General features: G+C 47.4%; 12 protein-coding genes. 11 read left to right on the forward strand and 1 reads right to left on the reverse strand.

Translation table 11 applies throughout. The annotated features are described in order from the left end of the window. Positions 1 to 355 precede the first annotated feature (355 nt). Positions 356 to 1,405: a Gfo/Idh/MocA family oxidoreductase gene (locus EXU57_RS04610; RefSeq protein ID WP_133267016.1), complete on the forward strand. Its 1,050-nt coding sequence runs from the start codon at positions 356 to 358 to the stop codon at positions 1,403 to 1,405. Between the two features lie 181 nt (positions 1,406 to 1,586). Here EXU57_RS04610 and EXU57_RS04615 read toward each other — a convergent pair whose 3' ends face one another. Then, on the reverse strand, positions 1,587 to 2,618 hold the full coding sequence (locus tag EXU57_RS04615; protein WP_133267017.1) for a LacI family DNA-binding transcriptional regulator: 1,032 nt from the start codon (positions 2,616 to 2,618) through the stop codon (positions 1,587 to 1,589). Positions 2,619 to 2,994: 376 nt separating this feature from the next. Here EXU57_RS04615 and EXU57_RS04620 point away from each other — a divergent pair, with 376 nt between their 5' ends. The 10 genes from EXU57_RS04620 to EXU57_RS04665 all read left to right on the forward strand — a co-directional run bounded on the left by EXU57_RS04620 (position 2,995) and on the right by EXU57_RS04665 (position 22,198). Further along, a complete protein-coding gene (locus EXU57_RS04620) occupies positions 2,995 to 6,198 on the forward strand; it encodes a SusC/RagA family TonB-linked outer membrane protein (protein WP_133267018.1) in 3,204 nt (1,067 codons plus the stop codon). A 23-nt stretch (positions 6,199 to 6,221) separates the two neighbouring features. After that, positions 6,222 to 8,027: a RagB/SusD family nutrient uptake outer membrane protein gene (locus EXU57_RS04625; protein ID WP_133267019.1), complete on the forward strand. Its 1,806-nt coding sequence runs from the start codon at positions 6,222 to 6,224 to the stop codon at positions 8,025 to 8,027. A gap of 879 nt (positions 8,028 to 8,906) precedes the next feature. Then, entirely contained in the window at positions 8,907 to 12,158 is a 3,252-nt protein-coding gene (locus EXU57_RS04630) for a SusC/RagA family TonB-linked outer membrane protein (protein WP_133267020.1), read from the forward strand. A gap of 29 nt (positions 12,159 to 12,187) precedes the next feature. Further along, positions 12,188 to 13,987 carry a RagB/SusD family nutrient uptake outer membrane protein gene (locus EXU57_RS04635; RefSeq protein WP_133267021.1) on the forward strand — a complete coding sequence of 600 codons (1,800 nt, stop codon included), beginning with the start codon at positions 12,188 to 12,190 and terminating at the stop codon, positions 13,985 to 13,987. A 25-nt stretch (positions 13,988 to 14,012) separates the two neighbouring features. Further along, positions 14,013 to 15,587, forward strand: a complete 1,575-nt coding sequence (locus EXU57_RS04640; RefSeq protein ID WP_165958032.1) for a DUF5123 domain-containing protein — start codon at positions 14,013 to 14,015, stop codon at positions 15,585 to 15,587. A gap of 251 nt (positions 15,588 to 15,838) precedes the next feature. Further along, complete coding sequence (locus EXU57_RS04645; protein WP_133267023.1) at positions 15,839 to 16,981, forward strand: glycoside hydrolase family 43 protein; 1,143 nt, start codon at positions 15,839 to 15,841, stop codon at positions 16,979 to 16,981. Positions 16,982 to 17,452: 471 nt separating this feature from the next. Continuing rightward, entirely contained in the window at positions 17,453 to 18,880 is a 1,428-nt protein-coding gene (locus EXU57_RS04650) for a polysaccharide lyase family 1 protein (RefSeq protein ID WP_207955397.1), read from the forward strand. A gap of 317 nt (positions 18,881 to 19,197) precedes the next feature. Next, entirely contained in the window at positions 19,198 to 20,127 is a 930-nt protein-coding gene (locus EXU57_RS04655) for an alpha/beta hydrolase (RefSeq protein WP_133267024.1), read from the forward strand. Next, a complete protein-coding gene (locus EXU57_RS04660; RefSeq protein WP_133267025.1) occupies positions 20,124 to 21,074 on the forward strand; it encodes an alpha/beta hydrolase in 951 nt (316 codons plus the stop codon). Before EXU57_RS04655 ends, EXU57_RS04660 begins: the two co-directional genes overlap by 4 nt. A gap of 122 nt (positions 21,075 to 21,196) precedes the next feature. Further along, on the forward strand, positions 21,197 to 22,198 hold the full coding sequence (locus tag EXU57_RS04665) for a pectinesterase family protein (protein WP_133267026.1): 1,002 nt from the start codon (positions 21,197 to 21,199) through the stop codon (positions 22,196 to 22,198). Positions 22,199 to 22,269 lie beyond the last annotated feature (71 nt).

The following is a 22,269-nucleotide window of genomic DNA, read 5'->3' on the forward strand; positions in this document are numbered from 1 at the left end:
GTAATGGGTAAATTGAGATACGAAGATATTGGTATTGAGTTATTGAGGTATTATGGTACAATCCGTAATCCGCCAATCCGCAATCCGCCAATCCGCAATCCGCTAATCCGTTAATCCGTAATCTACTAATCAGCATCCCGCCCATCCGTTCTATCCCGTCATCCGTGTTCCATAAATCCACAATCCGCCAATCCGCCAATCCGCAATCCGTAATCCGCCAATCCGTAATTCACTAATCAGCATCGCGCCAATCCGTTCTATCCTGTCATCCGTGTTCTATAAATCCACAATCCGCTAATCCGCAATCCGCTAATTCGCAATTCGCTAATCCTCCAATCCGCAATCCGTTAATTTCATGATACCAATCCAATCCGCTATCTGCTCGTTCGGCATGTCGGGCAAAGTATTCCACGCACCTTTTCTTCATACACACAAGGGCTTCAACTTTTATGGAGCGTGGGAACGCAGCAAGAAAGTAGTTGGAGAGTTTTACCCGGGCGTTAAATCCTTCGACACCCTTGAAGCAATGCTCGCAGATCCTGGTATAGAGCTGGTGATTGTAAATACCCCCAACTACAGCCACTACGAGTATTGCCGGCAAGCCTTGCTCGCGGGTAAACACGTGTTGGTGGAAAAGCCATTTGTGGCCACAACTGCCGAAGCGGTTGAGCTGGTTGAGCTCGCAAAACGGCAAGGTAAGGTGTTGACAGTCTATCAGAATCGCCGCTTCGACAGCGACTACCTGACCGTAAAGCAGGTTGTTCAGGAGGGTTTGCTCGGCGAAGTGGTGGAAGCCGAGTTCCATTTCGACCGGTACAACCTAAACCTGAGCCCAAAGCAACATAAAGAAACCCCTGGTCCTTGCACGGGGGTAGTATACGATCTCGGATCGCACATTCTCGACCAGGCACTCGACCTATTTGGATCGCCGGAGGCAATCTTTGCTGACATTACGAACTTCCGTCCGCAAAGCAAGGTTGATGACTATTTCGAACTGTTGATGTATTACCCGGGTAAACGTGTTCGGCTTAAAGCAACCTATGTAGCGCGGGAGCCCTTTCCCTCTTTTGTGGTTCATGGTTCCAGGGGCTCCTTCCTGAAATCACGCGCCGACATACAGGAACCCGAACTGGTTGCGGGTAAAATGCCGGGGGTTGCAGGCTGGGGTGTGGAGCCCGAAGCGGAACAGGGCCTGCTTCATACCGAGATAAACGGGCAGGTTATACGCGAACCCCGGTTTACACTTGCCGGTGACTATTCAAAATTGTACGATCAGCTCTACGAGGCTATCCGCAACGGTGCACAACCGCTGGTAACCGGTAACGAGGCCATTCGTTTAATACAAATTATTGAAGCCGCTTATGAAAGCTCAAGAGAACGGAGGGTGGTAGAGATCAGGGACTAGCGGATCGAATTGAAGAAGCTTGGTCAGTTGATAAGTTGACCAGTTAAAAGGGTAGCTGCCCAAGATTAATTAGAAAGTGTTGCAAGTGGCGCTAAACAGTCCGAAGTATCCTCAAACGACGATATGTTTAATCAGGGATTTAAACCTTTCGACTAATCAACCAATTAACAGCTCAACTTATTTAACGGCGGCTGGTGGATTGGCGGATAATCAGTTCAGTCTCCAGCACCTTGCGTGTAAATTCCAGGGTTGGTCTTTTGCTTTCGATGAGGTTAATGAGCAACTCAGTGGCAATCTGTCCCATCTCGAATGCCGGTTGGCGGATAATGGTAAGAGAGGGTTCCAGCAACTCGGTAAGGTCGGAGTTGGAGAATCCTAACAGGCCCATTTCTCCCGGTACTTCGATCCTTCGTGATTTCAGCACCCTTAATGCACCAGTAGTAAGTTTATCGGTTAGCCCTATGATAGCGTCGGGCCGGGGGTTCATCTTCAAAATCTCATTAACGGCACGTTCCACTTCCTCGGGAATTGCCCCGCCTTTTTGACAACGCTTGATCAATCCTTCATCAAATGTGATCCCTCTTTCTGTGAGCGCCTGTTTGTAGCCCGCTATACGCTCCTTCGCAATGGAAAGGTGCGCAGCATTTACAATACATGAAATCCTCTTGTAGCCATTATCTAGTAAATGGTTGGTAGCTTCGTAGGTTGCTTTATAGTTGTCTACAATAACCCTATGGGTGAGTACTTCTTCGGTGATCCGGTCGAAAAAAACAATCGGCAAACCCCTGTTGTGCAGGCTTTTCAGGTGATCGGTTTTGTCGCTTTGTGAAGAAAGCGAAATTAACAAGCCGTCAATTGATCGCGATGATAAGTACTTAAGGTTGGTAACCTCCCGTTCGAACGACTCATTACTTTGCGAAATAATAACATTATAGCCTCTGCTGTAAGCAATGGACTCGATGCCGTTAATGGCCTGGGAGAAAAAACTGTTTGCTATCTCACATACCACTACCCCAAGTGAACGGCTTCGCTTTTCTTTTAGACTTAATGCAATAGGGTTGGGTCGGTAGTCGAGCCGCTCAGCACATTCCTGAACCAATTTCTTTGTTTCAATGCTGATCTCATAACTATCCCGAAGTGCTCTCGATACCGTGGAGGTCGAAATCCCCAATTCTTTGGCAATATCTTTAATGGTGACAGCTTCGAACTTCATCTTTCGTTATCTGGTTCAGGCTTTTAGAATAAAGCTAAAAGTAAGTTTTTTTTATGCTATCCTCTATGCTGTCCTTCGCTAGGCCCATAAGTGGATTTCAGAATCAAACCATTGATTACTTCGGCAACGATTGCATAGAAAAAAAAGTCCCAACGCGCTCCAGCTGGGAAAATGTTTGTAGCATTGTTGACCCAACGTATTATTCCTACCAAAACTAACCAGCTTAAGAGTGGCATTAAAGCTGGATTTCCGGTCATTGTAATGGCGTGATTTTTTAGCGATTCACCTTAAACGGATCGAAAAATCACCATACCATTCAGTCCGCGTAATGCTTCTCGTTACTACCTATTTGCTTCAACTTGTAAATGCTTGCTAAATGAAAAACACCTTTCTACTCTGTGTTTGCTATTTTTTACTTTCCGGGTTTCTTCATGCTCAAAACCTTGTGGTTACAGGTACCGTTATCGACGATAGTTCCCGTGCGGGACTAGCCGGGGTATCCGTTGTGGTCAGTGAAACAGGGCAGGGAGTTAGCACCGACGCAAACGGGGCTTTCCGTATTCCCGTTTCCGGTACGCGAAAATCAGTTTCGCTACGACTGACCTTTGTTGGCTACCGCGCACAAACAGTAAATGATGCAGGCGCATCTCCGCTTACGATAGCCATGCACAAAGAGCAGAGTAGCCTCGACGACGTAGTTGTTGTTGGTTATACCAGCGTGAGACGACGCGATCTTACCGGTTCCGTTTCTTCTGTTGGCGCAAGGCAACTGCGTGATATTCCCCTGAGTTCAGCGGCTGAGGCGTTAACCGGAAGATTGGCCGGGGTACAGGTAACTTCTTCCGAAGGTTCGCCCGGCGCCGAAGTGGTTATCCGGGTTCGTGGCGGCGGATCAATTACCCAGGACAATAGCCCCATTTATATCGTGGATGGTATCCAGGTCGAAAACGCGTTAAACGTGATTTCGCCCCAGGATATCGCTTCCGTCGACGTTTTAAAGGACGCATCAACAACCGCAATCTATGGTGCCCGTGGTGCAAACGGAGTAGTTATTATCACCACGAAATCTGGGCGTAGTGGTAAAACCCAGGTGACTTATAATGGGTCAGCGGGTATCCGCCAGATTTTTAAAAAGATGGATGTATTGAAGCCTTACGAATTTGTGAACTGGCAGTACGAGCGGGCGATGCTGAACAACGACACCGCCACCTTTAAGAGAATATATGGCTCTACATGGGATACGTTACAGAACTATCGTAATGTGCCGTTTCTTGATTGGCAGGAAACCATGTTTGGGAGAACAGCGGGCTACCAAAATCACAACGTTGCTTTTAGTGGTGGTAATCAAAATACAACCTTTAACCTGAGTCTTACTGCGAATGAGGAGGAAGGTATCCTGGTAGAGTCAGGCTTTTCACGTAAGCTCGCCAACTTCAAGCTCGACCACCGCGCCTCCGACCGGTTCAGGTTAGGTTTTAACGTGCGTTACATCAACCAAACCATCAGGGGAGCGGGCACTACCGCAAGCGGTACCCGCCAGACAAACCGGCTCCGGCACAGCATACAGTACCGACCGCTCGACTTACCTACCGCACCTCCGGTTGATGAATTCGATGAGGAATACTTCCGCTTATCCGGCCAGATATCAAACCCGTTGATCCTTGCGCAACAGGAATACCGCCGGTCTTACACCGACGGAGTCAACCTAAACGGTTACCTCAGTTATCGTTTGGCGAAAGACCTGACCTTTAAAACAACATTCGGAGTCGACAGAACCAATGGCCGTCAGAATTCATTTTATGGTACGGTAACCGGCACTGCGCGAAACTACAACCAACAGCCGGTTGTACAGGTTGGCCAGCAGAATACCACTACCCTCAACTGGTCAAATACCCTGCAATATGTAAGGAACAATGTTGGTGGAAAACACGACTTCAACTTCCTGTTGGGACATGAGATTTACGAAACAAATGGTAATAGCTTGTTCCAGGAAGTAAGGTTTTTCCCGACGGAGATTTCTCCCGAAAATGCGCTGGCAAGATTGTCGCTTGGTGTTCCACCTGCCGGATCTACATTCCAGCAGCCAAACCCAACCAGCAACGTTGCCGCACCTAACCGTATATTCTCACTGTTCGGCCAGTTGAACTACACCTTTATGAAACGGATACTTGCTACAGCAACCCTCCGTACCGACCGGTCAACTAAATTTAGCTATGAAAATGGTGCGCTGGTGTTTCCAAGCGGAACACTCGCCTGGAGATTTTCGCAGGAAGAGTTTATGCAAAATCTGAAGTTTATCAACGACGCCAAAGTGAGAATAGGTTATGGTGTAGCGGGTAACAACAGGATCGGTGACCTTTTGTACCTGCAACTGTACAACGTAAGTGGTCAGTACGCGCTAAACCATTCGATACTTACCGGCTATGCGCCTGCAGCTTTGGCCAACCCAAATCTTCGCTGGGAACGCAACGTTTCTCAAAATATAGGTCTCGACCTGTCGTTCCTGCGCAACAGGCTGCAGGTTACAATTGACGCATACAATAACAGGGGTAATGAGCTTCTATTGTCGGTAAATATCCCTCCAACTTCAGGGTACTCGCAGCAACTGCAGAATGCGGGATCAACTTCAAACAAGGGTATCGAGTTCCAAATCAGTGCTACCCCGGTTCAGTCAAAGAGTTTCTCCTGGACCAGCAACTTCAACCTCGCTTTCAACAAGAACAGGGTCGAAAGTCTTGGTCCCATTCAACAGACAACCCGTAGTGCAGGATGGCAGGGAAGCGATGGTGCCGATGACTATCTCGTGAAAGTAGGTGAACCCATTGGCCTGATGTACGGCTTTAAAACGGATGGTTTTTATAAGATCGAAGACTTTAATTACAATGCTACAACCAACGAATACACGCTAAAACCAGGGATACCAAATTCAAATGTTATTTCAGGTCCGGTTCGCCCGGGTTCCCTCAAAATCAGGGACCTTAATGGTGATGGTATCATCAACAGCGACTCAGACCGGGCAGTAATCGGTAATGCTAACCCAAAATTCACGGGTGGCTGGAACAACCAGTTTAGCTACCGGAATTTCGACCTGAGTGTATTTGTAAACTGGGTTGTTGGCAACAAGGTTTACAATGCAAACAAAATCGAATGGACCGATGGTAGCTTTCCTAATCTCAACCTTTTGGGTTCAATGCGTGATCGTTGGAGAAATATCGACGACAACGGTAATTGGGTCCGCGACCCGGTTGCGCTTGCAGCTTTAAATACAAACGCAAAAATCTGGACACCAAATAACAGTAACCGGTTTTTCCTGACGGACTATGCTGTTGAAAGCGGGTCGTTTTTAAGGGTAAATAATATTACACTGGGTTATACTATACCAACCCCCTCTCTTCAGCGTTTGAAAATTTCAAACCTACGTGTGTACGGAACGGTAAACAACCTTGCAACGATTACGAATTATACCGGCTTCGACCCCGAGGTGAGTACAAGACGTTCAGATCCACTTACACCCGGAGTTGACTTTGCAGGATACCCGCGCAGCAGAACATGGGTAGTAGGTATAAATGTTACTTTTTAATTCCATTCATTCAATTCATCAACATGAAACGATATAAAAATATTGCCTTTGTATGCCTCGCGTTTGTGGTGGCTTCGGGTATTGGCTGTAAAAAATACCTGACTATCGAACCGGTTTCAGCAATTGGTATACAGGAGGCTTTTTCCAGCGTAAACAATGCTACCATCTCCCTGCTTGGTGTGTACGACGAATTGCAAGGTGATAACGGTTATGGTATCCGCATCAACTTATATTATCCATATGACACTGATGAAGGAATGGTAAGTGGTGGCCTTGATAATGGCCGGCGGGGTATCGGCAGGTACCAGAACTTATTAACCAATTCAGAGCTCAACAATCCCTTCAACCAGCTGTACAGGGGAGTTGAAAAAGCTAACCTGGCTATTGAGCAAATTCCTAAGATGCAGCAGTACACAAACGGCACAGCTGCCGAACAAAAGGATCTTCGCCGACTTCATGGTGAAGCGTTGACCCTGCGTGCACAGTTCTATTTCGAATTGATCCGCAACTGGGGTGATGTCCCTGCACCTATGACACCTTCATATACCAATACCAACCTTTACACCCAACGTGCGAACAGGGACTCTACCTACGACAAATTGCTTGCGGACCTGGCGATTGCCAAGGATCTCGTGCCCTGGAGAACGGAGGTTCCCCGCAATGAGCGCATCACCAAAGGTGCTGTAAAGGCTTTACGCGCAAAGCTCGCCCTGTTCCGTGGTGGTTACTCACTGCGAAACGAAAGTAAAACCATGGAACGCAGGCCGGATTACCTTACCTATTACCAGATTGCCCGTGATGAATGTGCCGAGTTAATGGACAGGAGAGATCAACATACCCTCAACCCCAGTTTCGAAAATATCTGGCGCAATGTGTCCTCGTTTACTTATGATCCATTTGGAGAAATCTTGTTTGAAGTTGGCGCAGGTGGTGGTAACAGTAATTCCGACAGCCGGATGGGTAACTACAACGGACCCAGCGTAAATGGTGCTTCAAGGTTTGGACCTGGTGGCGGGGGCATCATGGCCCTGCCGATTTACTTCTATTCGTTCGACTCCATCGATACCCGTCGGGATGTTACAGTAACCACCTACCAAATTAATGCAGACAACCGTAAAGCAGGAAGGGCGCTGACCGCCTTAACCGATGGAAAATATCGTCGCGACTGGCGTGTGCCAGCTTTACCAGGAAGCGCGCTCAACCTGGGCTACAATTGGGTAATGATCCGTTTCTCTGATGTGCTGCTCATGTATGCAGAAGCCGTAAATGAGATTAATGGCGGTCCAACCGCTGCTGCTACGGCAGCCTTTACTGAAGTTCGCAGAAGGGCGTTTCGCGGAAATGAAAGCCGGATAGGTGCCATTCCCACCGATAAAGGAGGTTTCTTTAATGCAATCGTAAATGAACGTTACCTGGAGTTTGGATTTGAAGCCATCCGCAAGTATGACCTGATACGATGGAACCTGTTAGCCGCCAAGATGTTGCCAAACACCGGGGAGGTCAGGAGCAGGCTTCGTGAACTCAGGGATAATCCAAACCTTCCACAATATATGTATTGGCGCAACCCGGCGGGTTCCGAAGATATTGAGTGGTACGGATCGTTTTATACACCCACACAAACCCCGCCCTCTACAACAGGCTGGACCCGGGTGAACTGGCGTGAGGACCTCATCAGAACAAACAACACCCTGAACGTAGGTGCTACATCGGTACACTATATTGACGCCATTGGCTATTTCTTTACGCCTAACAAAAGTGAACTGTTTCCATTTACCCAGACGACCCTGGACGCTTACCGACAGCAATTGGTGCAGAACCCGGGTTATTAATGGTATTAAGTATTACAGCATTATAGAAAAGCTGCCTTAATCAGGCGGCTTTTTTTTGCGTCAACCAGCGGCGATGTTTGATGTTCTTCGCAGACCTGGCCAGATTTTCCTGTGGCTGAACTTCCTCGAGGACGTATACAAGCCCATTGAAAAATCGCTCGCCCCAATCGGGTAGTAGAAGCATTCTGCTCCACATTGGTTTGCCGATGAACGGAATGCGTCCCCGCGTCCGAATGGCGTCAGCCGGGCGGGCAACGATGCGGCCCAATGATATCATGTTGGTACCATAAACGGAATCCGACGCCGCGTCCGAATGGCGTCAGCCAGGCGGGCAACGATGCGCCTAATGATATTATGTTGGTACGAATAAACGGAATGCGTCCCCGCGTCCGAATGGCGTCAGATGGGCGAACAACGATGCCGCCCAATGATATGCTGTGGGTACCAAAAAAATCGTGATTGTTGATCTGGAAAGCATTTAGGGTGCCCTCCCGGAATATACTGACATGGATGGTTGGCTACATATGTTGATGTTTACCAAAAAACCCTGGTTTGCAGTGGGGCTGAAAACCCCCGGGCGAGGTGGAACCGGGAACATTTGCGTTTGTTCTATAAACGCTGCCATCAACTGCCGATGACAGCGGGAACGATTGCATAAATAAAGGTCATTGATCACCTGATATTTGTAAAAAATTGCGGTAGCATTGCTTACCTGTTGAAATTGCTTGTCTTCCCCTGATTGTCTCCAATACATTCTCGTTACGCTATCGGGTACTCCTTCACGCGATTGAAACAGCTTTTTATTTGGATTAATGCAGCCAAAACACTGAAACGAAACTCACTGTTGCGGAACCCGCATAAACGTAAACGCTCGTTATCATGAAATCAAAAGTTTTTGCCTCACTCTTCTCACTACTCGTGTGCTTCATCTCTACCGCTCAGAGCCGGAAGGTTTCGGGTCGGGTAACCAAAGAAGGAAGTTCAGACTCGCTTGCTGCAGTTACGGTTTCAGTAAAGGGAGGTAAGGCATCAACCCTGACTGACCAGGGTGGAAGATTTATCATTACTGTTCCAAATAATAATACTGTTCTTGTTTTTTCCAGTGTTGGCTTTGCCAATACTGAACTAGCGGTTCGGGATCGTACGAGCCTTGATGTAACGATGAGCCAGGAAAGCTCGACATTAAACGATGTAGTGGTGATTGGGTATGGAACAGCTCGTAAAAAAGACCTGACTGGTGCAACAGCATCGCTTGCTGGATCTACGCTGGAGAAAATTCCATTGTCCAGTGCCGCTGAGGCTATGACGGGACGCCTTGCGGGGGTGCAGGTTACCACTACCGACGGTGCACCCGGTGCTGAAATCGTGATCAGGGTACGCGGGGGCGGCTCTGTTACCCAGGATAACTCCCCCTTGTATATTGTTGATGGCTTTCCTGTTGGAAGCATTAACGACATTGCTCCAACCGATATCTCCAGTATTGACATTTTAAAAGACGCTTCTTCGACTGCTATATATGGTGCACGTGGTGCAAACGGCGTTGTTATCATTACCACCAAAAGCGCTAAAGGCGGAAAAACAACCGTATCGTTTAACAGTTTTGTTCAGACCCGGCAATTGCCCAAAGAACTTGAAGTCTTATCGCCCTATGAATTTGCACTTGTTCAATATGAATATGCGAGGATCAGGAGCCAGGCAGAGGTTGACAATTTTTCGAAATACTTTGGCGTGTACGAAGATCTTGAATTATACAAAAACCAGGTGGGTACAAACTGGCAGGATGTATTGTTTGGGAGTTCCGGACAGTCGCAGCAACACAACCTGAGCATAACAGGTGGTACAGATAAAACCAAGATGAGCTTTAGTATGAGCAACAACAAGGACCAGGGACTGCAGCCCGGCTCGGCTTACCAACGTACCTACCTGAACTTTAAACTAAACCACGAATTATACAAAGGGCTCAAGCTCGACCTGACCAGCCGTTATACCAACACCAATATCGATGGTGCAGGTACTTCAGGAGGATCGAGTGTAAGGATCGGCGACGGGATTACCACTCGGCCAATCAACGGCCTTGCCGACCAGATTGAATTTGACCCGCTGTCTGCAGGAACCACGGACGACGAATACGAGCAGTTTATAAAAAGCCTTGTAGGCCCGGTGGCACTTACAGCCCAGGATTACCGCAAGAGTATAACAAAGGCCTTTAACATGAATGCCGGGGCTTCGTGGAACATTACTAAGAAGTTCCTGTTCCGTTCGGAGCTTGGTATTGACCTGCGCTGGGCAAACAACAAACGTTTTTATGGTCCGCTGACTGGTGAGTCGAAAACGAATGGTAACAGCCTTCCGGTAGGAGAGATTCGGAACAACCGCACAGAAGCGTACCGTTGGGCAAATACCCTTACGTACAGCCATAAGAAAGGAGATCATGATATGAACTTCCTCGTTGGCCAGGAGATTAATGCGGGTAAAGTGGCAACAGATTATACCCGTGCGGAAAATTTTGCCGAAAACCTTTTGCCCGAGCGCATATTTTCAAATATGGCGCTTGGCGTAATGGATCAGTTCCAAACATTTGAAGGACCCGGCGACAACCTGGCTTCGGTATTTGGCCGCGCAAATTACCAATATAAAGGAAAGTACATCTTAACCGCTACGGCACGTTATGATGGCTCACTAAAGTTTGCACCTGGTAAGCAATGGGGCATGTTCCCGGCATTTGCCGCAGCATGGAGGGTATCTGACGAAGACTTTATGAAAAATTCGCGCGTGATATCGGAGTTAAAATTTCGGGCGAGTTATGGTAAAGCCGGAAACAACCGGATACCAAATGACCTTTATCGCCGGGTATTCAATATTCAGACAAACCGCCCGATCGGCTTTGGTGAAGTTAACCAGGCTTACTGGGGATCTGCTTCGAGCATTCTCGTAAATCCGGACATACGTTGGGAGACCACAATTACCCGGAACATGGGTCTTGATTTCGGACTCTTTAAAAACAGGTTGTCGGGTACCCTTGACGTTTACTACAACAGTACTCCTGGCTTGTTGGTGCAATCTGCAATACCGCCGCAAACGGGATACACTTCGCAGATCCGTAACCAGGGTAAAACCTCGAACCGGGGTATTGAGCTTGCTTTAACCGGAACGTTGGTAAACACTAAAGACCTTCAGTTATCTGCCAACTTTAATATTGGTGTTAATAAAGCCAGGATCGACGACCTTGGCGGACCCACCACGCAATCCTTTAACTCCAACTGGGCCGGTACTGACCTGAAATCAATTGATGACTATCGCCTCATTGTTGGGGAGACGGTTGGGCTGATGTACGGTTATGTTACCGATGGGATGTATACGGTTGACGATTTTCAATCGTATGACCCTGTAACCAGGCGGTACCTGCTGAACAAAGGTGTTCCTGATGCTGGCGGACTATTGGGTACCATTGGTGGTGGTTTGTCGCCTGCTTCATTTGCAAGACCTGGTACTTTGAAATTGAAAGACTTGAATGGAGATGGCCTGATCACGGCAGACGACCGCACCATCATCGGTAGCGCACTCCCGGATTACCAGGGTGGCTTTGGTCTTAACGGAACTTACAAAGGCTTCGACTTTTCAGCCTTCTTTAACTACGTTGTTGGAAACGACGTTTACAACACCGGCAAGATACAGTTCAACATGTTGTACAGAACAACTTATGGAAGCATGCTGAACACCATGAATTCATCGAATCGCTTCAAATACATTGACGAAAATGGTGGGTTGGTCAGCGACCTCGAAGCGTTGCGCACCTTAAATCAGAACGCTACCATTTGGTCGCCGTTTTCCATGGGTACTGCTGCACCGGTGTTTCATTCTTATGCTGTTGAAGACGGATCGTTCCTTCGCCTGAACAATGTATCGATCGGCTACTCGTTACCAAAACCATTGATCTCGCGCATACACATGACCCGCTTTAGGATATATGCAACGGTTACCAATGCATTCTTATGGACAAAGTACTCCGGTTATGATCCGGAGGTTAGTGCAACCCGTAACGGATCTTATACTGCATTAACACCCGGGGTTGACTTCTCAGGCTATCCGAAGAGCCGGACTTTTACCATTGGTGCAAACGTGACCTTTTAATTGCAATGATCAATTTTAAACTTAACCGTATGAAAAGAACAGCATACCTGGTTCTGACGATTGTAACGACTTTGACCATCTCGTGCAAGAAGATTTTACAGCCTGATACACCCTCGTCGTTCAACCAGGAATATATATTCAGCACAGAAGCTGATGCAAAAAAGGCCGTGAATGCAGTGTACGCACTGTTTAACGGTGATCCATTTACCTCACGGGTTTCCACTAACTATGCCGGCAATACCGATGTTGAAGTTGGCGGTACGGCTGCAGCCCCAGACGGAGGAAGGAGAGACATCTGGTCTTTTGAGGCCACTTCGTCGAACAGTGAAATCCTATCTGTATGGAACAATGCGTATAATGCCATCAATAAAGCGAATGAGTGTATTGAAGGCCTGCAGAGCAGTTCTATTGCGGGTGAGAAGGGAATGAAACAACTAATCGGCGAAGCAAAAACACTACGTGCATACTGGTACTACCTGCTGGTAAATAACTGGGGCGATGTGCCCTTCCAGGTTACTGCAACCAGAGCGGGAGATAACTACTACCTGCCGAAAACCGGACGGGATACCATCCTCTCGTACCTGATCCACGACCTGGTTGTTGCTGAGCCGGATATGATGTGGGCCGACCAACTTGACTTTGGTACTGAGCGCATTAACCGTGAGTTCGTTATGGGCATGATCGCCCGGCTATCCCTCATGCGTGGAGGCTACTGGTTATACCCCGATATGAGTATGCAGCGTAAAGCTGACTTCAGGAGCTATTACGATACGGCAAACCTGTATTGCAAAAAGCTGGTTCAGCTGAAGCCGCACCAGTTATCTCCTTTCGACAAGGTGTTTGAGAACATCAATAAGTCGGTTAAGGTGAACAACGACGATGTGCTTTACGAAGTTGCATTTGCCCCGGGAGCAGGCGATGTAGGCTGGAACATCGGCGTATCTGTTGCCGCCGGAACACATAACTATGGCTCTACCACCATTGCCATGTTGCTGACCCCAACTTATTATCATTCGTTTGACACCACTGATTTGCGCCTGAATACAACCTGCTCGCTGATCGGGTACGACAAGGACCTGATTCAACAACCCGTTCCGGTAACTTCCATAACTATGGGTAAATGGAACCGGATACTGCGCACAGGAAACCTTGGTGCTTCAACATCCAAAGGCACAGGGGTAAACTGGCCTTTGATGCGTTACACTGATGTACTGCTGATGCTCGCTGAGTCGGAAAATGAAATCTCCGGACCAAATGGGGTGGCACAGGAAGCATTAAAAAAAGTAAGACAACGCGCGTTTCCTACTTCGATGTGGGCGTCGAAAGTTGATGCTTATGTCAGTGCAGTATCAGCCGGCAAGGACCAGTTTTTCAACGCTATTGTAAACGAACGCGCCTGGGAGTTTGGCGGGGAGTTCCTTCGTAAATACGACCTCGCTCGCTGGAACCTCTATGGAAAGAAAGTAGCCGAAACAATTAATGCAATGACCCAGATGGGAGCCGATGCGGTTGCAGGAGTAGGTGCCTATTCAAGCCTGCCTGATTATCTATACTTCAGGCGTGTGGGAAGTGAGATCATCTTCCTGAACAAATATACCAGGCTTACCACTCCGCCAGTATTGGACCCAAGTACAGGTGTTAGTAGGATTAACTGGCTGCGCGGGCTGTACAATACCACTACAAATAGTGCTGCGGATTACATCTTAAGGCAGTATCGTGGTTACCAGGATCCTTCAGGAACAAAAGCCGTCAGGTATATTCTGCCACTTCACAGTTCGGTTATTGCCAACAGCCTGGGCACACTAAAGAATGACGGTTACGGCTACTAAAAACAAAAACATTAAGAACGCCAGTATGAGCTTTAAAAATATTTATAACGCACTCCTGTTATCTGCCATCCTTGTTGTTGCCTGTCGGAAAGCAGACGTGCCTGAACCAGCTCGTTTATTCCGCCCTGTTATTGCCGGGCAACTAAGTGTTGAGATGAACAATATAGCGGTAGGGTGGCAACTTATAAAAGGGAGCACTTCCTACACCTTGCAGCTTAGCCGTGATACCTTTAAAACGATTGATGTATCTAAAGAGTTGACCGTTGGGGTGGATACCGTTCGTAACCTGCAATATGACAAACTGTACCAGGTTCGAGTGCGGGCGAATGCAGGGGATAGTGTATTCAGCTCCCGGTGGTCGAACCTGGGTGAAATAAAGACACTCAAGTTTCCTACTATTCTAAACACCCCGTCTGCGAGCGATGTTACAGAAGAAGCGCTGCGGGTAAGCTGGGTAAATGGCGGTGCACCCGTCACCCGAATTCGGGTTTTGAAAGCCACTGACAGTACACTTGTTCGTGAAGTGATGCTAACACCCGCAGATGTTGCCAACCAATTCAAAGTGATTTCCGGGCTGGTGGCCTCAACAGGCTATATCGCTTATTTGTATAGTGGTGCTACCGTTCGTGGTTGGGAAAATTACACAACAAAGGCACCCCTTTCCGGTAATATTGTTGACCTCAGAAGCATTACAGGAAGGCCCGGTGTTTTGGCAGATACATTACCGCTTATTCCTTCAGGCAGCACAATAGTGCTTAAGCGTGGAGAAACGTACAATATCGCATCAGCGATAAACCTATCCAAAGCGGTTACGATTGTCAGTGGATCAGACCTGCAGGTACCTGATCCGGCGCTCATCTTTTTCACCAGCAACTTCAACTTTGCCGCAGGTAGCGTAATCGAATATATTGACTTCAGGGATGTGGTTATCCGCAGCGACAACTTCGGTTCGCGTTATATTTTCAACACCACAAACAGCGCCGCTGTTGGCCGGATTAGTTTCGAGAATTGCAAGGTGGAGATATTCAGGGGTATGATCAGGCTACAATCGGGAACAACTACGATTACCGATTTTGTTGTGAACAATTCCATTCTTGACAGCCTTTCGAATTATGGGGTAATCACCGTAGATAATGTAACGTGTAAAGCAGAAAACATTTCGATCACCAACTCTACGATATACAAAGCAGAAGTGATCATTGTAAGCAGGTCGAATTCTACTTCGGTGAAAGTGGAATATTGTACGATCAACGAGGCTCCAAAGGGTGGCAGTTACTTGGTGGATTATAACACAACCGGTAGTAACAATGTAAGCTCCGGTGTGAAAATAAATAACAACATATTCGGTGTTGGTAAAAGCAACGCAGGGGCAATTGCAGTCAGGGGGATCAGGATTGGCACCGGTGCCATTGAATCAGCCAATAATTACAGCACTGCTGACTATACCTTGATTGCAGCAACACCTTCCCCGATCCCGAATGTTACTCCTTACTCCCGTAAATCAACCGAGTTATGGCAGGATCCATACAATGGTAATTTCAAAATATCAGACCTGACTTTTCCGGGAAGAACCAACACCGGTGATCCGCGATGGAAGTAGTTATACGTTTCAAAGGTGCGTTCTTCGCACCTTTTTTTGTTAAAGGGTAATGGGCAGGCATTGTTCATCAAGTTGTTCGGAATACTAAGCCATGTCTCTTCTTAAGCATTTAATTGCAATGGCGTATTTGCCATGTGCAACTACGGGTACAATACGTTGTAGAAAAGTAAGGGTCGACCGCTGTAAGGTTTTTACGGGTAATTACTTTATCGTTCGTGTTGCTTACCTTTCAGAACGATTAATGTATTGCCATGAAGTATCTTCAATTATTATCCTGCGTATTGGGTGGCTTTTCTTTTTTAAGTGCGACCGGGCAGGAGAGCGTTCCCAAAGCGCAAACCCCCGTCACCTATTCCAACCCTTTGCCCGTTAAATTTGGTGATCCATATGTATTGTTTACCAATGGCCGTTATTATATGTATGGCACCGGTGCAGGCGCCAAAAACGGGTTTTCCTGTTATGCTTCATCCGACCTCGTAAACTGGAAACCGGTCGGCCAGGTTTACTTTGGCAATACCGGGAACTCGTGGGGGGTACATTCCTTCTGGGCTCCCGAAGTGTACGAGGTAAATAACAAATACTACTTATTCTACAGCGCCCAATGGAAACAGAACCCAACCAACGAATTGGAGAATTTCAAGATCGGCGTTGCCGTTTCTGATAAGCCCGAAGGGCCCTTTACTGATGTAAAAGATAAACCCCTTTTCGATCCCGGCTACCCGATCATTGATGCAAACGTATATTTTGATGACAACGGCAAAACCTACCTGTATTATTCACGTTGCTGTTACAAACACCCGGTAAAAAGCGAAGTTGCTGACTTCGCAAAAAAGAAGGGTTGGTTCAAAGAGATTGAAGAAAGTTGGGTTTACGGTATCGAGCTGAAACCGGATTTTTCGGGCGTAATTGGAAAACCCGTGCTGTTGTTAAGACCACCGGTTAGTATGGCCGATAAACAGGCAGAGTGGGAAAGCAGGTCGGTTACCACCAAAGAGGTAAACCGCAGGTGGACGGAAGGATCGGTAACCTTTAAAAAAGATGGTCTGTATTACATGATGTACTCGGCAAATCACTTCGGTGGTAAGAACTACGCCGTTGGTTATGCCACGGCTAAGTCGCCGCTAGGTCCATATACCAAAGCCCCGGATAATCCCGTACTTCAACAGAACGTTAGTACGGGTGGGTCTGTCACCGGCACAGGCCATAACAGTATCACCTATGCCGCAGACGGGGAGATGTTCTGTGTATACCATGGCCGCACTGCCGAAACTGGCGATGAGCGGGTAGTATTTATAGATCGTATGAAGGTTCAGGACGGGAAGATAACCGTATTCGGTCCAACAACTACCCCTCAGAAGCTACCAGCTTCAGTCCGGGCTAACAAAGCTGAGTAATTTGCAAACCCGATTGTCCCTACTCCAAAATATGTTTTATTATCCCATGGCACTTAGTTAAAATCCGATCAGCGACGATCTATGTCGTTTACTTAAGATAATTGCTTTGGGGACCATCTGAGGAAATTCTATTTGCCGTCGTTGCCCGCCCGGATGAACTCCGTTCGGACGCCCGCCCGGATGAACCGGTTCGGACGGGGGTGTCGCTCACGTGTACGGCATTGCTTTCTTCTCCGAATTTGCCACCAGGCTGAAGTAGAAAGAGGCGTTCCCATGTGCGCCATCCAACTCGTTAAGGGAAGACCATCTAAACAGGAGAGCAGCAATAAAGGTGGGGACTGGCTGCTGTATGTTTAACACGTTAACATTTTGTGTTGGGAACGATTGCACAAAAAAAATCTACTGTGCGGTCCGTTAGGCCTAATTTTAATTCCTACTGTTTTACTTCTTGAATAATACCGTTACGATTGTATGACTATGCGAAATCCCTCTGCCGGTTACCGGCTTACTTTTGTGCTTTCCGTTCTTTTTACCAGCTTTCAATTGCTTGCTCAGCCTATCGCTTTTCCCGGTGCTGAGGGTTATGGTAAATACACTACGGGTGGTCGTGGCGGTAAGGTTGTAGTGGTAACCAATCTTGATGATGATGGCCCGGGATCGTTCCGGCAAGCATTAAAAACAAAAGGCCCTAAAATCGTGGTATTTGGCGTCTCCGGCACCATTCACCTCCAGTCTAAACTCAGCTTCCCCGGCGACCTGACCATAGCCGGCCACTCTGCCCCGGGTGATGGTATTTGCCTGGCAGATTATCCGGTTACACTTGGTGGCAACAACATTATCATTCGATATATGCGCTTTCGTATGGGCGACAAAAACCAGAAAGGCGGAATGGTAGATGGTAATGGCGGCGACGATGCTTTTGGCGGAACAAGACGAAGCAATATCATCATCGATCATTGTTCGGTAAGCTGGAGCACCGATGAATTGTTTAGTGTTTATGCAGGCGATAGCACAACCCTGCAATGGAACCTGCTTGCTGAACCGTTAAACTATTCATACCATTTTGAAACGGGTGATAAAGACTATGAACACCATGGATTTGGTGGCATATGGGGTGGTCGTCATACATCAGGACACCATAACCTGTTTGCCCATTGCGTTAACAGGACCCCAAGGTTCGATGGTATTCGTAACGCCCCAAGTGAGTTCGTCGACTACCGGAACAACGTAATTTATAACTGGGGAAACAATAATGTTTATGCGGGCGAAGGCGGCAACTACAACCTGGTTAACAACTACTACAAATCTGGTCCATCTACTTCAAAGGACGCCAAATACAAAGTGGTGAACCCATACAAGGTGGCCGACAAAATACCTTTTGGCAAATTTCATGTAAATGGCAACTATGTTGACGGCTCGGCTGAAGTTACTGCCGATAACTGGAAAGGGGTCACCATGAACCAGGGCACCGACGCGGACGCACAAACCGCTAAACTTACAAGTCCGCTTCCTGCAGCTGAGGTAACAACCCAATCGGCAACTGATGCATATGAGCTGGTATTGCAAGGGGCGGGGGCAAGCTTTCGCAGGGATACCATGGATGCGCGTATTGTAAATGATGTACGTAACCGTACCGGCAGGTTTGTGGATGTTCAAGGTGGATTTCCGCATGGCACAGCATACGAGCTTACCCTAAATGCATGGCCCGCATTAAAGTCAGAAAAAGCACCTGTTGACACAGACCAGGATGGAATGCCCGACGAATGGGAAAGTCGTAACAAGCTTAATCTAAAAGACGCAAAAGATGCAATGGCTTATACTATGGATAAGGCATACAGCAACGTGGAAGTTTACCTGAATGGTTTGCTTGGAGGCCAAAATACAAAAGCTAAAAGATAGCTACAGCGGTGTGCCATTATAAACCACTAATCAGGTGGTGAAAGACCTGGCGTTTACGTGACATCGAATCCTGTTCCAATAAGTGAGGCATAGCCCAATTGGTTGATTAATCATTCGATGTCGTTTAGCTCAGCAATCTTTATGGTCCAAGCCCGGTCTTTCAGTTGTAAATCGCCGCCGCCGTGCCCCCAATTTTTGGTCGGGCGGGGGCTTGTACTGTTTACCATTACTGGGCGAATTAAGCCAGCAAAGGGCTTAACTAAACGACGTTGCCTTATCATTCATCATTTCATTTTATAATTCCTGCACAACCCTAAATGAAAAGTTTATCCCTGCTCTGTTCGCTTGTTCTGCTCTGGTGTGCAACAGCAAACGGCCAGGAATTTATTCCCTTGTGGCCGAAAGGTAAAATGCCGAATTCAAAAGGTTTAAATTTATCGGACAGCATAGCAAACGAACGGGTCTACAGGGTAGGCACACCCGGGATGTATGCCTTCTTTCCGTCAGCTCAGGAAAACAAGGGAGCTGCCGTATTAATCTGTCCAGGTGGGGGATACGAACGACTGGCCTACGTGATCAGTGGAATACAACTTGCAAAGTGGTTCAACACCATCGGCATTAGTGCATTTGTTTTGAACTACCGCCTACCGAATTCACCCGACCTGGTACAACGTGAGATCGGTCCGGTTCAGGATGCACAACGTGCACTTCGTATCATTCGTGCAAATGCAACAAAATGGGGGATTAACACAAACAAGATTGGTGTACAGGGGTCTTCTGCAGGTGGGCATCTCGCCATTACTCTCGCAAATGAAACAGTTGACCTTTCCAAGATTGGCGACTCTTTAAATAAGGTTGGTTTTCGCCCCGACTTTACTATCCTGGTATCTCCGGTTGTGGATATGAGTACCTATGCGCATATGGGTAGCCGTAAAAATCTCCTCGGAGAAAACCCAACTCAACAACAACTCCGGAAATACGCTGCGCAATTGCAGGTAGGCCAGCAAACTGCTCCCGCGTTTATCGTTCATGCTTACAACGACAAGTCGGTAAATGTAAAGAACAGCCTGCTGCTTTACAATGCACTGCTCGATAAAAGTATTCCATCCAGCTTACACATCTTTCCTCAGGGCGGTCATGCCATTGCCTTAAGAAATAACCCGGGCTCAACCGAACAGTGGACCACATTGTGCGAAGCATGGATGATAGAGATGGGCTATATACCAAATATAATCGTAGCTAAATGAGGAGTTTTCTCGTTTGTCTCACCTTGTTCATTACTGCCCTTGCGGGTGCGCAAAGCTCAATACCGCGCGACACCTCATTTACCGTTTACAGTGCTTTTCAGAAGGAAGTAAAAAAGTACCCCTTCATTCGCATTGCTGAGCCTGTATTGCCCAAAGGGGTATCCTATAAAACCAACGTTGTATTTAGTTCGCCGGGCCGCGATCTACTGCTCGATGTATTTTACCCACAGAAGAAAAGCAGGAAGGGCTACCCTGGTATAGTGCTTATATTTGGGGGTGGTTGGAAGTCGGGTGACAAGTCGCAATCTGTGCCGATGGCTCAACAGCTTGCTGCCAGGGGTTATGTTGCTGCTGCAGTTGAATACCGCTTGTCATTAGAGGCACAATACCCTGCAGCCGTGCACGACATTAAAGCAGCCATCCGGTGGATGCGCGCAAATGCAACCATGTTTAACCTCGACACAACAAAGATTGCAACGCATGGGGTTTCAGCAGGTGGACAACTCGCCGCACTTGTAGGCACCACTAACCAGGATCGGGTGCTTGAAGGTAATGGCGGAAACCCGCAACATTCCAGCGATGTACAGGCCATCATCGACATTGATGGTGTGCTTGCTTTTAAACACCCCGAATCTGCTGAAGGAAAAGTTGCTGCCGAGTGGCTGGGTGGCACATGGGAAGAAAAACCCGGCATATGGACCGAAGCTTCAGCCCTGACCCATGCCGGTAGAAATACCCCACCTGTATTGTTCATCAACAGCTCGCTTCCGCGCTTTCATGCCGGTCGAGACGATATGATCAGCAAGCTTAAAGTGTATGACATTTACACCGAAGTGCATACGATACCGGATACCCCACATCCATTCTGGTTGTTTCACCCTTGGTTTGAACCAACGGTAAAATGGACGGTGAAGTTTTTGGATAAGGTGTTTAAAAATGAAAAATGAAAATTGTAAAATAAAAAGGACGATGGTGAAAAGATATATGGCCTTGGACGTCCGAATGATTCTTTGTTACAACAACTAATGGATTGCCGCCAACCCAATATAAACTCACTTAAGCTTATACTATGATCCGACTGCTGAAATGCATTTATTTATTGCTGACTTTTGTATCGCCGGTGCTTTCCATTGGGCAGACCACCCCGGTGCCAACCTACCCCGTTTCGCTTACCGTTGCATTGGATGGCAGTGGCAATTACAAAACCATACAAGAAGCAGTCAATGCTGTTCGCGATCTCTCGCAGGTAGAAGTAAAGATCTTTATCAAAAAAGGCGTTTACCACGAAAAACTGGTTATCCCTTCCTGGAAATCAAACATCACCCTTGTTGGTGAAAGCAATGAAAATACCATCATCACCAATAGTGATTACTCGGGCAAAGATTATCCCGGTAAAGACCTGACAGGTAAGGTAAAGTTCAGCACATTTACTTCCTATACCGTACTCGTGCAGGGTGAAGCGTTTACAGCCGAAAACCTTACCATCGAAAATAAGGCTGGCAGGGTAGGGCAGGCTGTGGCGTTGCATGTGGAAGCAGATCGTTGTATTATAAAACAATGCCGGTTATTGGGCAACCAGGATACCTTGTACACAGCCAATACCGGGAGCAGGCAATACTATAAAGAATGCTTTATCGAAGGAACAACCGACTTTATTTTCGGCGAGGCAACAGCCGTTTTCCAGGACTGTACGATCAGGAGTCTTACCAATTCTTATATCACCGCCGCATCTACATCGGCCCGCAAAAAGTATGGCTATGTTTTTTTCGATTGTAAGCTAATTGCCGACACCGCGGCAAAAAAAGTATTTCTTGGCAGGCCGTGGCGACCGAATGCAAAAACGGTTTTTATCAATACCGATATGGGTGAACACATCGTTCCTGCAGGTTGGAACAACTGGAGTATTCCCCTTAATGAAAAGACCGCCTACTACGCTGAATTTAATAGTCGTGGCGCCGGCGCCAACATAAAGGATCGCGTAAAATGGTCAAGGCAACTGAGCCGCAAAGAAGTTAAAGAATATACACTTGAAAACATTTTCCAGGGCACAGGTTGGATTCGTTCGATGTAATATAGCCGCATATCGGGTTGCCGTAGAAGTGAGTGAGCCACTAACAAGTTGGGGCGGCACAACCATCTTCA

Origin of the sequence: Segetibacter sp. 3557_3, assembly GCF_004354985.1 — a bacterium.
In the GTDB taxonomy this organism is placed as follows: domain Bacteria; phylum Bacteroidota; class Bacteroidia; order Chitinophagales; family Chitinophagaceae; genus Segetibacter.